This is a genomic window from Ruegeria sp. AO1, assembly GCF_056535985.1.
Map to the genome: position 1 here is coordinate 1,115,406 of NZ_JBQFJC010000002.1, position 17,506 is coordinate 1,132,911.

General features: G+C 58.4%; 16 protein-coding genes, 1 pseudogene and 1 riboswitch. Of the genes and pseudogenes, 8 read left to right on the forward strand and 9 right to left on the reverse strand.

Annotated features, from left to right (window positions below; genetic code table 11):
• From ACR3FB_RS23120 to ACR3FB_RS23160, 9 genes and pseudogenes are all read right to left on the reverse strand, one after another.
• Entirely contained in the window at positions 1 to 951 is a 951-nt protein-coding gene (locus ACR3FB_RS23120) for an ABC transporter substrate-binding protein (RefSeq protein WP_480565688.1), read from the reverse strand.
• Positions 952 to 963: 12 nt separating this feature from the next.
• Positions 964 to 1,740 carry an ABC transporter ATP-binding protein gene (locus ACR3FB_RS23125; protein WP_480565690.1) on the reverse strand — a complete coding sequence of 259 codons (777 nt, stop codon included), beginning with the start codon at positions 1,738 to 1,740 and terminating at the stop codon, positions 964 to 966.
• Positions 1,737 to 2,084 carry a DUF1636 family protein gene (locus tag ACR3FB_RS23130; RefSeq protein ID WP_480565692.1) on the reverse strand — a complete coding sequence of 116 codons (348 nt, stop codon included), beginning with the start codon at positions 2,082 to 2,084 and terminating at the stop codon, positions 1,737 to 1,739. Before ACR3FB_RS23130 ends, ACR3FB_RS23125 begins: the two co-directional genes overlap by 4 nt.
• A 106-nt stretch (positions 2,085 to 2,190) precedes the next feature.
• Positions 2,191 to 2,395, reverse strand: a riboswitch (cobalamin riboswitch).
• 34 nt (positions 2,396 to 2,429) lie between these two features.
• Positions 2,430 to 2,918 carry a hypothetical protein gene (locus ACR3FB_RS23135; RefSeq protein ID WP_480565693.1) on the reverse strand — a complete coding sequence of 163 codons (489 nt, stop codon included), beginning with the start codon at positions 2,916 to 2,918 and terminating at the stop codon, positions 2,430 to 2,432.
• Between the two features lie 338 nt (positions 2,919 to 3,256).
• On the reverse strand, positions 3,257 to 3,922 hold the full coding sequence (locus ACR3FB_RS23140) for a D-lyxose/D-mannose family sugar isomerase (RefSeq protein WP_480565697.1): 666 nt from the start codon (positions 3,920 to 3,922) through the stop codon (positions 3,257 to 3,259).
• 18 nt (positions 3,923 to 3,940) lie between these two features.
• A complete protein-coding gene (locus ACR3FB_RS23145; RefSeq protein WP_480565699.1) occupies positions 3,941 to 4,867 on the reverse strand; it encodes a carbohydrate kinase family protein in 927 nt (308 codons plus the stop codon).
• Positions 4,868 to 4,895: 28 nt separating this feature from the next.
• On the reverse strand, positions 4,896 to 5,855 hold the full coding sequence (locus ACR3FB_RS23150) for a glucokinase (RefSeq protein WP_480565752.1): 960 nt from the start codon (positions 5,853 to 5,855) through the stop codon (positions 4,896 to 4,898).
• A gap of 66 nt (positions 5,856 to 5,921) precedes the next feature.
• Positions 5,922 to 7,223: pseudogene (locus tag ACR3FB_RS23155) on the reverse strand (GH1 family beta-glucosidase); the annotation flags it as partial.
• Positions 7,223 to 8,257 (reverse strand): LacI family DNA-binding transcriptional regulator, encoded by a 1,035-nt coding sequence (locus tag ACR3FB_RS23160; RefSeq protein ID WP_425085367.1) that lies wholly within the window; start codon positions 8,255 to 8,257, stop codon positions 7,223 to 7,225. The gene ACR3FB_RS23160 and the pseudogene ACR3FB_RS23155, both read right to left, overlap by 1 nt.
• A gap of 216 nt (positions 8,258 to 8,473) precedes the next feature.
• On the opposite strand from ACR3FB_RS23160, the gene ACR3FB_RS23165 reads away from it, so the two are divergent.
• From ACR3FB_RS23165 to ACR3FB_RS23200, 8 genes are all read left to right on the forward strand, one after another.
• A complete protein-coding gene (locus ACR3FB_RS23165) occupies positions 8,474 to 9,832 on the forward strand; it encodes an ABC transporter substrate-binding protein (protein ID WP_480566919.1) in 1,359 nt (452 codons plus the stop codon).
• 55 nt (positions 9,833 to 9,887) lie between these two features.
• Positions 9,888 to 10,895: a carbohydrate ABC transporter permease gene (locus tag ACR3FB_RS23170; RefSeq protein WP_170377422.1), complete on the forward strand. Its 1,008-nt coding sequence runs from the start codon at positions 9,888 to 9,890 to the stop codon at positions 10,893 to 10,895.
• Positions 10,896 to 10,898: 3 nt separating this feature from the next.
• The gene (locus ACR3FB_RS23175) at positions 10,899 to 12,047 is read left to right on the forward strand and encodes a carbohydrate ABC transporter permease (RefSeq protein ID WP_480565701.1); all 1,149 of its coding nucleotides are present in this window, start codon (positions 10,899 to 10,901) and stop codon (positions 12,045 to 12,047) included.
• A 9-nt stretch (positions 12,048 to 12,056) separates the two neighbouring features.
• Entirely contained in the window at positions 12,057 to 13,712 is a 1,656-nt protein-coding gene (locus tag ACR3FB_RS23180) for an alpha-glucosidase (protein WP_480565703.1), read from the forward strand.
• 3 nt (positions 13,713 to 13,715) lie between these two features.
• Positions 13,716 to 14,798, forward strand: coding sequence for a sn-glycerol-3-phosphate ABC transporter ATP-binding protein UgpC (locus ACR3FB_RS23185; RefSeq protein WP_170702136.1), 1,083 nt, complete (start codon positions 13,716 to 13,718; stop codon positions 14,796 to 14,798).
• Between the two features lie 80 nt (positions 14,799 to 14,878).
• Positions 14,879 to 15,625, forward strand: a complete 747-nt coding sequence (locus tag ACR3FB_RS23190) for a sugar phosphate isomerase/epimerase family protein (RefSeq protein WP_480565705.1) — start codon at positions 14,879 to 14,881, stop codon at positions 15,623 to 15,625.
• 68 nt (positions 15,626 to 15,693) lie between these two features.
• Positions 15,694 to 16,665, forward strand: a complete 972-nt coding sequence (locus ACR3FB_RS23195) for a LacI family transcriptional regulator (RefSeq protein ID WP_480566921.1) — start codon at positions 15,694 to 15,696, stop codon at positions 16,663 to 16,665.
• A gap of 27 nt (positions 16,666 to 16,692) precedes the next feature.
• Positions 16,693 to 17,442: a basic amino acid ABC transporter substrate-binding protein gene (locus ACR3FB_RS23200; RefSeq protein WP_419740815.1), complete on the forward strand. Its 750-nt coding sequence runs from the start codon at positions 16,693 to 16,695 to the stop codon at positions 17,440 to 17,442.
• Positions 17,443 to 17,506: the final 64 nt, after the last annotated feature.

Sequence of the window (17,506 nt, forward strand, 5' to 3'; positions counted from 1 at the left end):
TTAGCTGTTACCCCGGTGCATTGCCGTTGCCATCTTCTCGATCGCTTCGATGTTTGCCGGTCCCGGTGTCAGCTCTTCGTAACGCAGGCCGATCCAGCGCTCGTTCTTGACTGCATCGGTCTGCGACATCACCGGGTGTTCCTGCAGGAACTTGAAGGTATCCGCCGCGCCGTTGCCGGTTTGATAGTCCAGCAGGACAAGGAATTCGGGGTTCGAGGCGGCGACAGCCTCCCACGAGGTGCGGCCCCAGCTAGTGTCCATGTCATGGGTAACGTTGACGCCGCCAGCCGCTGCGATCATCGCGTCGGGAATGGCATATTTGCCTGCGGTAAAGGGCGCATCGGCCGGGCCGTCCAGCAGGAAGACGCGGGGTTTTTCCAGATCGGCGGTTTTGGCCTCGATCGCGGCCAGTTGGTCTTTCCAGCCCGAGACCAGCGCGTTCGCCTTGTGTTCGACATGCATGACCGTGCCGAGACGCAGAACGTCATCAAACAGCAGGTCCATGCTGGCTTCGGGACGGTCTGTGGTCAGGTGAATGCAGCTTTCAGTCAGCACCATGGTCTTGATGCCAAAGGGCTCCAGCGTGTCGGGGGTGACGTCACCGCCGGGTTTCATGCCGTAGTACCAACCGGCGAAGAACATGTCGGGTTCGACCGCAACGAGGTTCTCGACCGTCGGGTATTTCGGAGCGAGCTCGGGAATGTCACCGCGCTGCGCGTCGAAATCTGGGCTAGTTTTGTACCAGCCGGTGATGCCGGTCAGGCCAACGATGCTGTCTTGAAGACCCAGCGCAAAGGCCATGTCGGTCATGTTCATGTCATGAACCACGATCCGCTCGGGCTTGCTGTCGAACACCAGAGGTTCACCGCAATTGTCGACGGTGATCTCTTGCGCGGCAGCGCCGCCCGCCAGCGCGCTTAGGACCGCAGCGGACAAGAGTTTCAGTTTCATCAATCTCTCCTGTTAAGATGAAAGCTTTCGTTTTCGGATGTCCAGCGCGGGGATCACGCGTCCTTCGTGCTGGAAACACAAATAGTCAACACCAAATGTCTCGCGCACGCGGTCCGGCGTCAGAACCTCGGAGACCGGGCCGAAGGCCGTTAGCTGTGCGTTCTTCATCAGGGCGACGTGGCTGGCGAATTCGGGGATCATGACCAGATCGTGGACGATCATCACAACCGTCACGCCCAACTCGGCGACCAGAGACAGCATGTGCCCCTTGGCATCCGGGTCCAGATGGTTGGTCGGTTCGTCCAAAAACAGCAGCGAGGGGTTCTGCGCCAAAGCCCGTGCGATATGGGCGCGTTGGCGCTCTCCGCCCGACAGTTTTGCCATCTGTTTGTCCGCCAGATGAGACAGTTCGGTGGTGTCGAGAACGCGCTGCAGGTCCGCCTGATGATCCTCGGCGGATTTGTCGGCCCTGATCGGGATCTGTCCCAACGCCACATAGTCCCGCAGTTGCAGCCGCCCATCGGGGGTTTCCTGCTGGCCGACAACGGCAATCCGTCTGGCCCTTTCCAGCGACGACAGTTTCCGCAGGCTTTGGCCCTGAATGCGCACATCCCCCAGAGCCAGCCTTTCGACGCCGCACAAGAGGTTGAGCAGCGTCGTTTTGCCCGCCCCGTTCGGGCCGGCAACGGCCAATATCGCGCCTTCCTCAAGCGTAAACGAGGTGTCGCGCAGCAGAACATCGCCGTTCAGGGCGTAGTATTCCAGATTTTCAGCGACCAGAAAGCTCATGCCGTGCCCTCCGGTGGCAGGCAGGGCATGCGCGACAGGGTTTTGGTGTAGAGCGCCAAAGGACGGGTCGAGGCGCTGGTCCAACCATCCTTGCTGTCCCGAAACTGATGGGCGAACTCGGCCAATGCGCTCAGATCGGCAGGGGATTGAATGTCGCCGAACAGGTATTGTGCCTTGCCCTTGGCCTGCAGCCCGACTGTCATCGGGCGGTCGCACCCGGCCATACAGTCGATCAGACGTGTCGAGAACCCCTCGGGCAGCTGGCCGTCCAGCGCTTCCTTCGCCTCGTGCGGAGGGATCGGCCCTTTGCAGGTGCCGCATATCAGGACGAAATGATCAGCCATGGCACGCGTCGCCGACTTGAACAAAAGCCGATTGAAGGCAAAAGCCATGAGTTGCATCAGCACGCAGATGTGCCATCGAGCCTCCTTCCGGGACACCCCGCCCCGGGTTGGTTAATCTGTGATGGCAGGTCTCCTGACTTGCGGGTCATTGCTCGGCCAACCTTCCCGACCTTAGGGGCCAGTGGTTTTGTGGCGTCGCTCTCCGCTTACAGTTGCGGGGGCAGTCACGGCATTGGCCTTTGGGCCGCACCGTATTCCCATTTTCATCCCTAAGGCACAGGCCGTCGGGAACCATCGAAAGCAGCTAGTCTGCTCACGCTCCTATTGTCAAGCGCAGGAATCGCGCTAAGCGACCACGCGTAAGGTCGGCCTGCGGGCGGGTTGGCCCGGTCCGGCGCCATTTGTTGGGAACTGGCTGGCTAGGGTCAAACCGGCCTGTATCAGGTGCGCGTCCGGGTAGCCTCCGGTCAATTCGTTCAAGGCATCGCGTGCCGCCGGAGTTTCGTCGCGGCGCATGTGATGCAGCATCCGCAACAGGGCGCGTTCGTCACATGTCAGCTCGTGCCGCGTCTCAACACAAAGCGGGTCGTTGAAGGCTAGTCCCCTAGGCCGGATGTATAACGTGGCCTTGATGACTTTGAAGACCATCTGCGCCAGAACCAGCCCCTGATCGCGCCCCCAGCGTTCGGTTGCAACCGTGAAAGCATGTTGCCAAGCCTGCGTTTCCGGCTCGGTGAAGCTAAGGATGAAGTGCCGAATGACAGGCAGCAAACCGCGTTCGAAACCGTCAAAATCGGCGAATGGCAATGTGTGGTCGGATGCCGAGTGTTTCATGCGCGTTCCCTTTTGGGGTCGAGGGCTTTCGCAACCAATGGGTGGACGTTTAACGGAAGTGTGTTGGGATCAACCGGCGTTTAAGGGCGCGGTGATGCGGCGCGAGCTGGAAAAGTGAGATCAGCCTCGATCGCCTGCCTCAGTTTTGGTCTCAATGCGCAGCCATAGCGGCTGGCAACGGCGTCCATGGCCAACAGGTCGGCGAGGGATTTTCGCATGTCAGGTTATCTTTCGGTCGCAAAAATGGGACCGGGCGATGTTTCCAACGGAATCTGACTGGGCCGGCTGTTAATTGACAAAAATAGTCAGAAAAGGCAAGCGTGAAATTCCAAATGAAGTCAGTAATCGGCAACCAACAGGAAATCCGGGGCTGTGTCTTCTTCGATTGTTGCAAAGCGGGGGATCGGGTCTTCAAATACGTTGTCCGTCCGGTCGTCATTCACGGTTGAGACTTCGCCAATCAAACAATCCGCACCTTCCGCCCAAAAGGCGTGCCAGATGCCGGGCATCAAGGTCACGCTCTGGCCTGGCTTCAGGCGAAGATGCTCTCCGGGCTGTATGGATACAGGGCAGGCATCGCTGGGAACGGTGACCGCGTTGTCGCGGTCGATACCGCCATCGGGGTCCGACGCATAGATTTCCATAACTAGATCGCCGCCCCCACGGTTGATGATGTCCTCGGCTTTGACGATATGGCGATGCATCGGCGATAGCTGTTTGTCGCGAGAGATCAGCAGTTTTTCGGCATAGAGCATACCGCGTCCCCGGCTCAGATCGCTGACGTTACCGTTGCGCAGGGTGAACAGAAACAACCCAAGCTCATCAAACTTGCCTTGACCGTAATCGGTGATATCCCAACCTAGCCCATGGGCACGAATACTGTCCGCCTGGGCGCTGCGCATCTGGTCAGGTGTCCAATCTGCGAAAGGTGGCAGAACGGCACCAAATGAACTGATGAATGCCTGGGCTTCGGTCTTGATACGGTTGATTTCGGATCGTTTCATCTCGGACTCTTCGTAGGGCTATATTTCATGCGACCAGGGCGGGTTGGCTCCGGCGCGTGAGACGGTCACAGCAGCCACCTCTGCGCCCAAGGTCAAGGCGTCGCGTAGCGCATCCGCGGACAGTGCTTTTAAGCCCGGCTTTGTCAGCAGGCCAGCCCGTTCCAGCGAGGCCAGAACCCCGGCGTTAAACGTGTCCCCCGCACCAACCGTATCCACAACTTGCACCCTTTTGACAGGGACTGAGACCACAGCACCGTTGGCCAGGTAGCCCGAGGCGCCCTCACTCCCACGGGTGACGATGACCGCGGAGGGGCCTGCTTGAAGCAGCAAAGGGACTTTCTGATCGTGGTTTTCCGGGCCGGGGATGATCCAGTCCAGATCCTCATCCGAGACTTTGACGATATCGGCCTGTTCGATCATCTGGTTCAACCGCGTGCGGTAGCGGGTCTGATCCTGTATGAAACCGGGTCGGATATTGGGGTCCAACATCACAGCACAGTTCGCGCCATGTTGCGCCAGCATCGCGGCATAGGCATCCGCGCAAGGCTCACAGGCAAGGCTGATGCCACCAAAATACAGCGCTGAAACCGCGGGAAGTTGGCGCGGCATATCCTCTGCACGCAGCATCCGACCCGCAGTGTTTTCATCGACAAACGTGTAAGTCGCGTGGCCGTCCTTCAGTTGAACAAACGCCAGCGTGGTCGGCCTGTCCGAGGCAATCACATGTGTCGTGTCTACATGGCTGGCCCGCAGGTCATCGGCCAATTGATGCCCGAACATGTCCGAGGACAGGCCAGTCAGCAGCCCAACGGGCGCGCCCAACCTGCCCAAAGCGATAGAGGTATTGAATATAGCGCCACCGGAATGGGGAACGAAACCGTCCTGCCCGGACAGGGTCGGCTCAGCAATCATGTCGATCAGGGCTTCTCCACAACACAGGATCATCCCACACCCTCTTCCAAAATACGCTCAGTTATCGCTGAAGCGCATTTTTACAGAAGTTGTTAGCGCCAACAATGCCAAATTCGGCCTGTTCCGAGATATAAAGGTTCATCGACTGCCGCAACTCGCTGAAACGCCCGCCTGCATTGAACGCGTCGCAGAAGGTTTCGCCAAACATCCAGCGGTTTTTCTCGGCGACGCCACCAACAAGGAAGACGCCACCGGCAGGCATCACGGTGACGGCCATGTCACCCATCAACGCACCCAGATGGCTGATGAACAATTCTGCAGTGCGACCGGCGATCGGGTCTTTGCCGTCGCGTGCGTCCTGCAGGATATCCCGGGCGGTGCGAACCGGAGGTTGAGCCTGTCCGGCCGCCATGCCTGCGGCCTGATACAAGATTGGCAAGCCAGTTCCGCTGAGGAACATCTCAGCCTCAAGTACGAGGCTGTTGTCGAAAAAGCATTCGGGTGCCAGATGGCGCGCGGCGTCGAAGATATCGACTTCATCCCGCGTGCGCGGAGACAGGCCAACATGGCCGCCTTCGCCTGACACGGTGTGGAAATGCCCTTCGGAGTAGAGCAGCGCACCGACGCCCAAACCGGTTCCAGGCCCCACGACCAATCGCGTGCCCATCGGCGGAGTGGCAGAGCCTTGCAGCACGGATACGTCAGCCTCTGTCACTTCGGCCACAGACCACGCTGCTGCGGTGAAGTCATTGATCACATAGGTGTTAGCGGCCCCTGTCGCATTGGCCAGAGCGTCCTCGGACAGGTCCAAATTCGCGTTCGTCAGTTGGATGCGCCCGTCTCGCACCGGTCCGGCCCCAGCCGCGACAACGGCTTGTGGCGCGGTGCCGATCTCATCCCGAATATCATGCAACGCATTTAGCAGATCAGGCAGGGTCCCCGTTGGGTGCTTGTGCAATGCCGTCAGCCTACCATCAGAGACAACGCCCAGACGCGTATTCGTACCGCCGATATCGGCCACCAATGTCCAATGTGGACGCAAAGACCCGGACGGCTGGCGATAGGCCTGCCGGTCGGCGGCGCCCTCGGAAAGTGCGGCCTTTACGGCAGCGAAGGAGGCTTTGGGTCTGCGGTCCAGCGTTTCAAAATCCACGTCTACCAATCCAAACCGTTTTTCATAGCCATAAGCCCATTCGTAGTTATCCAGCAAAGACCAGATGAAATACCCCTTAACGGGCACATCCGCAGCCAAAGCCTGTTGCACCGCCGTCAAGTGATCGTCCAGATAGGCGATGCGCTCATCATCCTGCTGGCGCTCGGCGCTCGCCATGCCGTTCTCTGTAACATAGATCGGAAGATCACTGGTATAGTCTTCTGCGGTTCTTTTCAGGAAACGGGTCAGGGCGTCGGGGTCGATCTCCCAACCCATCTGGGTCTTGGGCAGAGGGCCGGGTACTTCGGTCAGGCTTGGCCATGCACTGTCTGCCGAGGTGATCAGCTTGCGGGTGTAGTAGTTCAAGCCGCACCAATCGACCGGTGCCCCGATTGTTTCGAAATCATCTTGCCAACCCTCGGGCAAATGAGGCTCCAGTCCCTCCAGCACGTTGTCGGGGTAGGCTTTTTTGAACACGCCGCCCAAAAAGAACCGGTTATAGATCCCGTCATAGAGTGCGGCCGCTTGCTGTGCGGCGGCGCTGTCATCCGCAGGTTCAGCCCATTCAAGGTTGAAGACAGCGCCCAGATTGGACATGCCGAGGCTGCGCATTGTCTGAATGGCGCTGCCATGGGCCAGAAGAACATGATGCATCGCACGTGCAGCCGCGCGAATATCACGCAAACCCGGCGCGTGGTGGCCTTCGAAATGGCTGAGCCAACTGACGCACCACGGCTCGTTGATCGGCGCGACCGAATACATGCGGTCTCCGATCCGGCCCATGATCACTTGGGTGAAATCGGCGAACCACCCGGCGATATCCCGATTGCACCAGCCCCCCAGATCGGCCAGCGCCGAAGGTAGCTCCCAGTGGTAGAGCGTGGCACAAGGGCGGATGCCACGTTCAAGCAGCGCGTCCGCCAGGCGGTCGTAATAGTCGAGCCCAGCTTGGTTGATCGACCCACGACCTTCGGGCAGCACGCGCGCCCAACTGGTTGAAAAGCGGTAGCAATCAAACCCTGCATCCTGAACCAGATCAAAATCTTCCTCGAACCGATTCAGGTGATCGCAGGCGAGTGCGCCATTTTCCCCGCCAACGACATTGCCGGGCGTGGCCGCGAAACTGTCCCAATGCGTCCGACCCGCACCGCCCTGTGCATGGCCTTCAATCTGGTAGGCGGATGTAGCGACGCCGAATAGAAAATCGTCGGGGAAGTCTTTGCGTGTGTATTTCATCATCGAACCCCAGTAGGCGCAGGCCCGGTTGACCGCCCGACGACCAGCTCGGCCTCAAGCAACCTCATTTGCACTGGCGCAGCCGGAGATTTGATCCGCTGGATCAGCATCTCGGCGGCCATTTCGCCAGCGTCCCGAACCGAGGATCGGGTTGCAGTGAAGATCGGCACATCCTGACCATTTTTCAGATAAGAAAGATCATCGTCATGGGCGATGACCGAAATATCTCGCCCCATCTGCAGCCCGGCTTCTTCTAGCGCGCGGCGCACGCCTATGGCTGTGATCATCGACGAGGCCAGAATCGCAGTCGGAGGTTCCTCGATCTGCAGCATCTGATGGGTTTCCCGATGGCCATAGACCTCGGTCATTTCGGCGCTGCGCATTAAGGCGGCATCAGGCGTCAAGCCGGCCTGCTTCAGAGCGTCCAAATATCCGGCGCGACGGCGTTGGGCAAAGTCCATATCCTCCAACCCGTTGATCAGGGCGATGCGACGGTGGCCCAAATCAATCAGAAACTGCGTCGCGCGCTGGAACGAACTTTTGTTGTTCACATCAATCCAGTCATATTCAGCCTGCACACCGGTTGAGCGGCCATGAACGATGAACGGCACTGCCATCCGCGTCAAAACCTCGATCCTTGGCTCGTTGACCTTTGGGCCTTGAAGCACGACGCCATCGACCGCCCCGCGTTGAAACAGGTTGCGATAGGCCGCCTCGATCGATGTGTCATCGGCGTTAGTAAACATCATGTCATAGCCATGCTCGGCATAGGTTTTTGACGCTCCGGCAACGAAATCTCCGAAGATCGGGTTCACCATTTCATGCCTTGATGAGCTGGGGATGACGTGACCGATGACCATGGACTTGCCCGTCGCCAACCCCTTGGCGCGGCTGTTGGGGCGGTAGCCATGTTTGGCCGCTGCAGCCTCGACCCGCAGACGTGTTTCAGCGTTGACCTCAGGATAGCCGTTTAGTGCCCGGCTGACCGTGGTTTGCGAAAGACCCAGTGTTTCAGAGAGCTGCTTGAGGTTCATAGGTAGTCAAAGCGCCTTCAAATCGAAGGCTTTACTGGTGAGGTCCTGTTTTGTGCGCCGGCCAACCTGTTGTGATAACAGACAAGCATGTTTTTCTGACTTATTCGAAAATACGACTCATTGACAGAGTAAAAATGTTAGCGGATAACAATAATCATTCAAAGCGCTTTGAAAAACGTGAAGCGAAGGCGCTGGAGAGTATTGGGAGGAGATTTCATGAAACGCACGCTGTACGCAGGTGTGGCCACGTTTGCCCTGACTGCCGGGGTTGTTCACGCACAGGGTCAAATGATCCACCCCGTTGGAGAGGGCGGCTTTGACTGGGATGGGTTCCAGGCTTTTGCAGACGCTCATGATCTGAGCGGTCAGGACCTGACCATTTTCGGCCCCTGGCTTGCGGGTGAGGGACAATCCTTCGAAAATCTGGTCGCCTATTTCGATGAGGCAACAGGCGCAAGCTCCAGCTATGTCGGCTCGGACTCGCTGGAACAGCAGATTTTGATCGACGCAGCAGCCGGATCAGCGCCAAACCTGACGGTTTTCCCGCAGCCCGGCCTTGCGGCGAACATGGCCAAGAACGGCTATTTGACGCCGCTTGCTGATGGATCGGCGGACTGGATCAAGAACAATTTCGCAGCCGGTCAGTCCTGGGTCGATCTGGGAACTTTTGAGAACGCAGACGGAGCCAAGGATTTCTACGGTTTCTTCTTCAACGTGAACGTCAAGTCTCTGGTTTGGTACATCCCTGAGAACTTCGAGGACTTCGGCTACGAGGTCCCTGAGACCATGGAAGAGTTCAAAGCGCTTATGGATCAGATGGTCGAAGACGGTGAGACCCCGCTCTGCGTCGGCCTAGCATCCGGTGGCGCGACGGGTTGGCCTGCGACGGATTGGGTTGAGGACCTGATGCTGCGCACGCAATCGCCAGAGGTTTACGACCAGTGGGTATCGAATGAGATGAAGTTCGACGACCCGCGCGTGATTGCCGCGATTGAGGAATATGGCAGCTTTACCCGCAATGACGACTATGTGGTTGGGAACGCAGACGACACGGCCGCGATCGATTTTCGCGACAGCCCCAAGGGCTTGTTCGACAGTCCGCCTGCCTGCATGATGCACCGCCAGGCCTCGTTCATACCGGCCTATTTCCCGGAAGGGACAGAGCTGGGCGTGGATGCCGATTTCTTCTATTTCCCGGCCTACGCTGAGAAAGATCTGGGCACACCGGTTCTGGGCGCGGGCACCTTGTTCACTATCACAAACCCAAGCCCGGCGACTGAAGTGTTTATGGAATTCCTCAAAACTCCATTTGCGCATGAGATCATGATGTCTCAGGACGGGTTCCTGACGCCGCATCTGGGGGCAAACCCCGAGAACTATGCCAATGACACGCAACGCGGTCAGGGTGAGATTCTGACCAACGCCACCACGTTCCGCTTTGACGGCTCAGACCTGATGCCGGGTGCGGTCGGCGCGGGGACGTTTTGGACCGGCATGGTCGACTATTCCTCGGGCGCGAAGGACGCGGCCACTGTTGCGGGTGAAATCCAGTCGTCGTGGGATGCCGCGAAGTAACTGACGCTTCGGGGCGGCTATTAGGCTGCCCCGTTTCCAAACCGACGAGGGCATCATGACACCGGCACTTCAGGGCCTGCTGACCATCATCATCGGTGTGTCGGGTTGCGTGGGCTACTTCTACCTCTCGAACCAATTTCTGGACAAAGTCCTGTTCCCGCCGCGCGGGCCGAACGCAGGGCGCAATATCAACCGCGCGAACATGATCCGGCCCTGGCTGTTCCTGTTCCCTGCGCTGGCGGCGCTTGGCCTCTATCTGGCTTATCCGGTTGTTGAGACGCTGCGCCTTTCACTCACGGAGCGCGTGCCTGGCGGCGGGTACAGATGGGTTGGTCTGGACAACTACACCCAGATGGCGGCAGAGCCGAAATTCTGGGAAGCCATGCGCAACAACATGTTCTGGCTAATCGTGGTGCCCGCGATGTCAACGGGTTTTGGTCTGCTCGTAGCGCAGCTGACCGATCGCATCCGCTGGGGCAATTTTGCCAAATCGCTGATCTTCATGCCGATGGCGATTTCCTTCGTGGGGGCCTCGGTGATCTGGAAACTGGTCTATGACGCGCGGCCGGCGGAACAGGATCAGATCGGTATTCTTAACGCCCTGTACATCTTCTTCGGCGGGACTGAACCGCAGACATGGCTGACCGTTCCGTTTTGGAACAGTTTCTTTCTGATGATCGTTTTGGTCTGGATTCAGACCGGATTTGCCATGGTGATCCTGTCGGCGGCCTTACGTGGCATCCCCGAGGAAACGGTCGAGGCCGCTATTCTGGACGGGGCAAACCCGTTCCAGATTTTCTTCAAGATCAAAGTACCTCAGATCAAAACAACCATTCTGGTGGTCTGGACGACGATCACGATCACTGTCCTCAAGGTCTTCGACATCGTCTTTGCCATGACCAATGGCCAATGGGAGACGCAGGTGCTGGCCAACTACATGTACGACAAGCTGTTCCGCGCCAATGATTGGGGGGTGGGGTCGGCCTCGGCCATGGTGATCATGCTGTTGGTCACTCCGATCCTGATCTGGAACGTGCGCAACGCGCGCAAGGAAATGGAGTAGGCCATGAGCGATATTGCAGGAACCAAACCGGCACTGCGCTGGGTTGTCCATGCCTCGGTTGTTTTTCTGGTGGTGCTTTGGGTGATTCCGACCCTCGGTCTGCTGATCTCATCTTTCCGGACTGCGGATCAGATCTCGGGCAGTGGTTGGTGGCGGTCGGTTTTTCCGTCCGAGCAGAACCTGACCCTGCGCAGCGCCGCACCTGAAACGCAGGTGCTGAAGAACGGCCTCTACGTAATCGAAGGTCAGCTTTTCGGGGATGACGAGCAGGTGAAGATCTCGAACTGGGGTATCAGTGCTCGTGAGGTTGACGCCTTTGTTCCCGGCGACACCGCTGAACTGCGTCGAGGCGGCACGATCACCGTTGATGCGGACGGCGCCTACAGGATGGAGAACACTGAGGAGTTCACCGGAAACCGAGGTGTCCGTGTGTTCGTCACGGCCGAATTGCCGCCGGAATTCACGTTGGACAACTACCGAAAAGTCCTGCTGGATCAGAGCAGTTCGGACAGTATGGCCAAAGCGTTCTTCAACACGTTGACGGTGACAATCCCGGCAACAATCATCCCGATCCTCGTCGCGGCCTTCGCAGCCTATGCACTGGCCTGGATGGAGTTTCCAGGCCGTGCGCTGCTGATCGCGGCCGTCGTTGGGCTTTTGGTTGTGCCATTGCAATTGGCGTTGATACCGCTGTTGAAATTCCACCTGAATATCGGGATCGGGAAAGGCTATCTGGGCGTCTGGCTGGCCCATACAGGCTTTGGTATGCCACTGGCGATTTACCTGCTGCGCAACTACATGGCCGGGTTGCCACGGGATCTGATCGAGAATGCTCGCGTCGATGGCGCGACCGAGTTCCAGATCTTCACTAAGCTGATCCTGCCGCTCAGCTTCCCGGCACTCGCATCCTTTGCGATCTTCCAGTTCCTGTGGACATGGAACGACCTTCTGGTCGCCAAGGTATTCCTGATCGATGCGACCGGCCAGACCACCGTTATGACCAACCGCATCGTCGAGCTTTTGGGCACAAGAGGCGGCAACTGGGAAATCCTCGCGACGGCGGCCTTCGTATCGATCTTTGTGCCACTGGTCGTGTTCTTCGCAATGCAAAAATACCTGGTCCGGGGCCTACTGGCCGGATCCGTCAAATAGAGGCGTCTGATGAACGTGCAAAACACCGTAGACCTATCCAACTCAACCAGAGCGCCGTCAGACTGGTGGCGGGGCGGCGTGATCTACCAGATCTATCCGCGCAGCTTTCAGGACAGCAATGGCGACGGGATTGGTGACCTGAAGGGGATCACCCAACGGCTCGACTATATCGCCTCGCTCGGCGTCGATGCGATCTGGATTTCGCCTTTCTTCAAGTCGCCGATGAAGGATTTCGGCTATGACGTGAGCGATTATCGTGATGTCGATCCGATGTTCGGCTCGCTTGAGGATTTCCAAGAACTATTGGATCAGGCCCACGCCAAGGGTTTGAAAGTGATGATTGATCTGGTGCTGTCACACACTTCGGATCAACACCCGTGGTTCACCGAAAGCCGTGCTTCAACGGAAAATCCGAAGTCCGATTGGTACGTCTGGGCTGACCCCAAACCAGATGGGACGCCGCCGAACAACTGGTTGTCGATCTTCGGAGGGTCTGCCTGGCAGTGGGACCCGCGCCGCCTGCAATACTACCTGCACAACTTCCTGACGTCGCAGCCGGACCTGAACTTCCACTGCGTACAGGTACAGGACGCGCTGCTGGACGTGGCCCGGTTCTGGCTGGAGATTGGGGTCGATGGCTTCCGTCTGGACACGATCAACTTCTATTTCCACGACAAGCAGTTGCGCGATAACCCCGCGCTGCCGGTTGAGGAGCGCAATGCCTCGATTGCACCCGCAGTGAATCCATACAACCACCAGAACCATCTCTATTCCAAAAGTCAGCCGGAAAACATCGCCTTCCTGGAGCGGCTGAGGGCGCTGACAAACGAATACGAAGGACGCGCCTGTCTGGGTGAGGTCGGCGACGCGCAGCGCGGGCTTGAGATCATGGGGGAGTACACCTCGGGTGATGCGCGTATGCACATGTGCTATGCGTTCGAGTTCCTGGAAAAACGCGCGTTGACAGCGTCTTACGCGAAGCAGGTGTTTGACCAGCTTCAGGCCAAGGCCGGAGATGCCTGGCCTTGCTGGGCGTTCTCGAACCATGATGTTCAACGCCATGCCTCCCGCTGGAACCTCAGCGATGCGGCAACGCGTCAGCACGCGGTTCTGATGATGTGCCTGCGCGGTTCGGCCTGTTTGTATCAGGGCGAGGAATTGGGCCTACCTGAGGCCGACGTGCCCTTCGAACGCTTGCAAGACCCCTATGGCGTTGAATTCTGGCCTGAGTTCAAAGGCCGTGACGGATGCCGGACGCCAATGGTCTGGGCAACTCAGGATGAACAATCGGGCTTTAGCACCGGCGAGCCATGGTTGCCTGTTAGTGATACGCAGTCCGAACGTGCGGTTGATCGTATGGAGGCGGACGACCAATCCATGCTGCACCACTATCGCCGCGCGATTGCTCTGCGACATGCGCATCCGGCGCTGGCTGCGGGGGCGCAATCAGAGATGGTGCAAGTCGGCCCGATCCTGATGTTCCGCCGCGAAAACGCCAGCGAGGAGGTGTTTTGCGCCTTTAATCTGGGACGAGGGGCGGGGCAGGTCGATCTGCCCTCGGGCAGCTGGCAGGCAATTGGTGAGGACATTGGCAGTGTCACGGGTGAAGGTCGCGTCACGCTGCAACCTGCCGAATTCTGCCTGATGCGCAGGGACAAGGGGTAAGTCATGTCGGAACTCAAACTCACAGATGTGGCGAAATCCTATGGACCAGTTGATGTCCTGAAACACATTGATCTGGATATCGAGCAGGGCGAGTTGATCGTCTTTGTCGGCCCGTCCGGATGCGGAAAATCCACTCTGCTCCGGATGATTGCGGGGCTGGAGAAGATCACCGGCGGCACGCTGGAGATCGAAGGTCAGGTCATGAATGACGTGCCGCCCGCGCAGCGCGGCATCGCGATGGTGTTCCAGTCCTATGCCCTCTATCCGCATTTGACCGTGCGCGAGAATATGTCTTTTGCGCTTAAGATCGCCAAGCGACCCGCCGCAGAGATTGACGCTGCTGTTGAGCGCGCGGCTCAAATTCTGCAATTGGACCCATATCTTGATCGCCTACCCAAAGCCCTTTCTGGTGGTCAACGCCAGCGCGTCGCGATCGGGCGGGCGATTGTGCGGGACCCCAAGGTCTATCTGTTTGATGAGCCGCTCTCGAATCTCGATGCAGCGCTGCGCGTCGCCACGCGGATTGAGATTGCGCGCCTCAAAGAGGCGATGCCCGACAGCACCATGATCTATGTGACCCATGACCAGGTCGAAGCGATGACCTTGGCCAGCCGCATCGTTGTGCTGGCCAACAAAGGCATCGCCCAGGTTGGCACCCCGCTTGAGCTGTATGAAACCCCGGACAATGAGTTCGTTGCCCAGTTCATCGGCTCGCCTTCGATGAACCTGTTACCCGGAACGATCACTGGCACTGGGCAGATGACGACGATAGCCTTGGAGGGCGGAGGCATGGCGATTTCCGCGATCCCGACCGGGCCCGAGGATGAAGGCAAGCAGGTAAACATCGGCGTCCGGCCCGAAGATTTCACTTTGACGGATAGCGACCCGATCCTGAGCGGCGAGGTTGATTTCACCGAAGCGTTGGGTGAAGTGACTCTGCTCTATTTTGCCAAATCCAACGGCGCGGATCAGGTCATCGCCAAACTGCCCGGTATTCAACGGAACCTTCGCGGGCAGCAGGTTTCGGTCACAGCACGGCCGGAAAAAGTGCATCTGTTCCATAACGGCCTGTCCATGCGCAAGTGACTTGGCGCGCGCTGCTTCAAGCCGCTTGACAACTCATACAACCCCGTTCAACCATTATTGAAACGTTTCAATGGTGGCGAATGCGGGTTTCTGCGCAGCTATACACAGTCCGGAATTGTGGTGATCTCGGCGATCAACTGCAATTGGCGGTGGCCTGTGGCTATGGAGATGTCGAAACGATAGGGTTGCACGATCTGACGGCGCCTCAGATGGCCCGGATCGTTGCGCAATCTGGCCTACGGGTGCGTTCGGCGCATTTCGACTGGGAAGAGTACGAGGGGCGTTTACCCGAAATTCAGGACCTTCTGGAACGATTGGAGTGCCCGGTTGCCGTCATGCCTTGGCTGGCACCAGAGGCGCGGCCCGACACCGCCGAGGGATGGAAGGCTGTGTCGGGCCAGTTAACACAATGGGCTGCGCAATTGTCCGGCTCGGGCGTTCGGCTGGCCTATCACAACCACGATTTCGATCTGGTCGGTTATCCCTCGCAGACGCCGTTGGAGATGTTCCTGGAAACAGGGAACGTCTTTTGGCAGCCCGATATCGGTTGGCTGGGGGCGGCGAACTTGGACCCTGCCGAGATAATTGGGCGCTATGCCGACCGTGTGGTCTCGGTCCATGCCAAGGACGTGGACCCCAGCCAAGAGGGCGACGCCCGGTGGCGGGATCTGGGGCAGGGCGATATTGACTGGAACGCAGTTCTTGACGCGCTGCATCGTACCGCGTGTTCGGATCTGTTCGTTGAGCATGACGAGTCGCCGAGTCCGGCGACGACGCTGACAATAGGCAGGCGCTTTCTGACCGACCTTTTGAAAGGTCGCAACTAAATGGCCCGCGCAACGATCAAGTCTATCGCCAAGCAGACAGGCTACCCGTCGGGACCGTTTCCAATGCCTTGCGCGGAGAGGACTCGGTCAAACGCGAAACCCGTGAAGAGATACAGAAAGTGGCCGTGGAGCAGGGTTACAAAGTAAACCTTGCCGGGCTGAAATTGCGCACGAACAAGTCCTACCGGATCGCGGTACTGGTGGGCGTCTCCACCGACGCAACCGAGGAGTGGGAGGGTGTCGAGTTCACCCGAATTGTGGCTGGCATCTCAACCGCCTTGCAGGGGTCACGTTATGAGCTGAGCGTGTGCAGCGTGGCCGATTTGGACGAAGCGATGGCCGCCCTGCGCGCGATCGTACAGGAACGCTCGGCGGATGGGGTGATCTTTTCGGGCACTCGACATAACGACCCGCGTATCGCCTATCTACAAAACCAGAACTTCCCCTTTGTGACCTATGGCATGAGCGACAGTTCTGAACCTCATCCCTATGTCGATTTCGACAGCGAAAGCGCGGCGCACGACGCCACAGAGCGGTTGTTGCGTTTAGGTCATCGGCGGATTGCGCTTATCAACCCACCCGCCGATTTGGTTTACACCGGACAGCGTCAGACTGGTTATGCCGCCGCGCTACAGACGGCGGGCGTGCCCGTTCAACCCGATCTGATCTACAACGGCCCCACAACGGCGCAAAGCGGCCAAGAGGCTTTTCGCAGCCTGATGCAGCGCAAAGACCGCCCGACCGGTATCATTTGCGCCAATGAGGCGATGACATTGGGCGTTTTGTCCGCCGCCGCCGAAGATGGCATCAGGGTCGGGCGCGATGTTGTGGTCATTTCGACCGATGACCTCCAACTCAGCAAGTATTTCGTGCCCGCGCCCAGCGCCTACTACGTGCCGATTGACGAGACCAGCCGGTTGCTGGGCGCGTTCATGTTAAAATCATTGGACGGGGTCGATCCGTCTGAAATTCAAAAGAAGATCAGGGCCACGTTAATCGAGCGGCAACCTGACACACCTCCGCCGAACCCGGCGATTTGACCTGACCCAACAAAGGAGAAACCAAACATGTTCAAACATCTACTTGCCGCTGCAGCCGTTGCCACGATGACGGTCCCGGCCGCTTTTGCCGCCGATTTGGAAGGCCGCGTTCTGAAGATCGGAACAGATGCAACCTATCCGCCAATGGAGACCGTCGATGAGACAACGGGCGAGATCGTGGGCTTTGACGTCGACGTGATGAACGCCATTTGCGAACGCGTGAACTGCGTGCCGAATTTCGTCAACACCGCGTGGGACGGCATCTTCGCAGCCCTTCAGCAAGGTGAGTTCGATCTGGTCATCTCGGGCGTGTCGATCACGCCGGAACGGGAAGAGACCATGGATTTCTCGGAACCGTATATCGTGGTCAGCCAGGCCATCCTGCTGCAAGTCGACAAGGGCGACACGACCTTGGATGACTTCAAGGCCGGAGGTCTGAAACTGGCCGCTCAAACCGGAACAACCAACGCGCAGTTGGCGGAAGAGCTGGTCGGGCGCGAGAATGTCAGCCTCTATGACAACTTCTCTGCCGCCATTCTGGCGTTGCAGAATGCTGACGTCGAAGGCGTGATCATCGACGGAACTTCGGCCACCGCGTATGAGCAGGAGTTCGCGGGCGAGTTAACCGTGGGCATTACCGGCCTGCAATCCGACCCTCTGGGCATCGTGTTTCAGGAAGGTGATCCGACCGTCGATGCGATCAACGAAGGTCTGGCCGCAATTCAGCAAGACGGGACGTTGGATGAGCTGAAAGCCAAATACTGGGGCACCAACTGACCCTTTGAACCCCCTCCAGCCCCGGCGGGTTCTGCCGCCGGGGCTTTGACTTAGCGGAGAACAC

Coding starts and splice junctions, on each gene's coding strand:
- ACR3FB_RS23120 (WP_480565688.1), bottom strand. CDS start 951: ATGAAACTGAAACTCTTGTCCGCTGCGGTCCTAAGCGCGCTGGCGGGC.
- ACR3FB_RS23125 (WP_480565690.1), bottom strand. CDS start 1,740: ATGAGCTTTCTGGTCGCTGAAAATCTGGAATACTACGCCCTGAACGGC.
- ACR3FB_RS23130 (WP_480565692.1), bottom strand. CDS start 2,084: ATGGCTGATCATTTCGTCCTGATATGCGGCACCTGCAAAGGGCCGATC.
- ACR3FB_RS23135 (WP_480565693.1), bottom strand. CDS start 2,918: ATGAAACACTCGGCATCCGACCACACATTGCCATTCGCCGATTTTGAC.
- ACR3FB_RS23140 (WP_480565697.1), bottom strand. CDS start 3,922: ATGAAACGATCCGAAATCAACCGTATCAAGACCGAAGCCCAGGCATTC.
- ACR3FB_RS23145 (WP_480565699.1), bottom strand. CDS start 4,867: ATGATCCTGTGTTGTGGAGAAGCCCTGATCGACATGATTGCTGAGCCG.
- ACR3FB_RS23160 (WP_425085367.1), bottom strand. CDS start 8,257: ATGAACCTCAAGCAGCTCTCTGAAACACTGGGTCTTTCGCAAACCACG.
- ACR3FB_RS23165 (WP_480566919.1), top strand. CDS start 8,474: ATGAAACGCACGCTGTACGCAGGTGTGGCCACGTTTGCCCTGACTGCC.
- ACR3FB_RS23170 (WP_170377422.1), top strand. CDS start 9,888: ATGACACCGGCACTTCAGGGCCTGCTGACCATCATCATCGGTGTGTCG.
- ACR3FB_RS23175 (WP_480565701.1), top strand. CDS start 10,899: ATGAGCGATATTGCAGGAACCAAACCGGCACTGCGCTGGGTTGTCCAT.
- ACR3FB_RS23180 (WP_480565703.1), top strand. CDS start 12,057: ATGAACGTGCAAAACACCGTAGACCTATCCAACTCAACCAGAGCGCCG.
- ACR3FB_RS23185 (WP_170702136.1), top strand. CDS start 13,716: ATGTCGGAACTCAAACTCACAGATGTGGCGAAATCCTATGGACCAGTT.
- ACR3FB_RS23190 (WP_480565705.1), top strand. CDS start 14,879: ATGCGGGTTTCTGCGCAGCTATACACAGTCCGGAATTGTGGTGATCTC.
- ACR3FB_RS23200 (WP_419740815.1), top strand. CDS start 16,693: ATGTTCAAACATCTACTTGCCGCTGCAGCCGTTGCCACGATGACGGTC.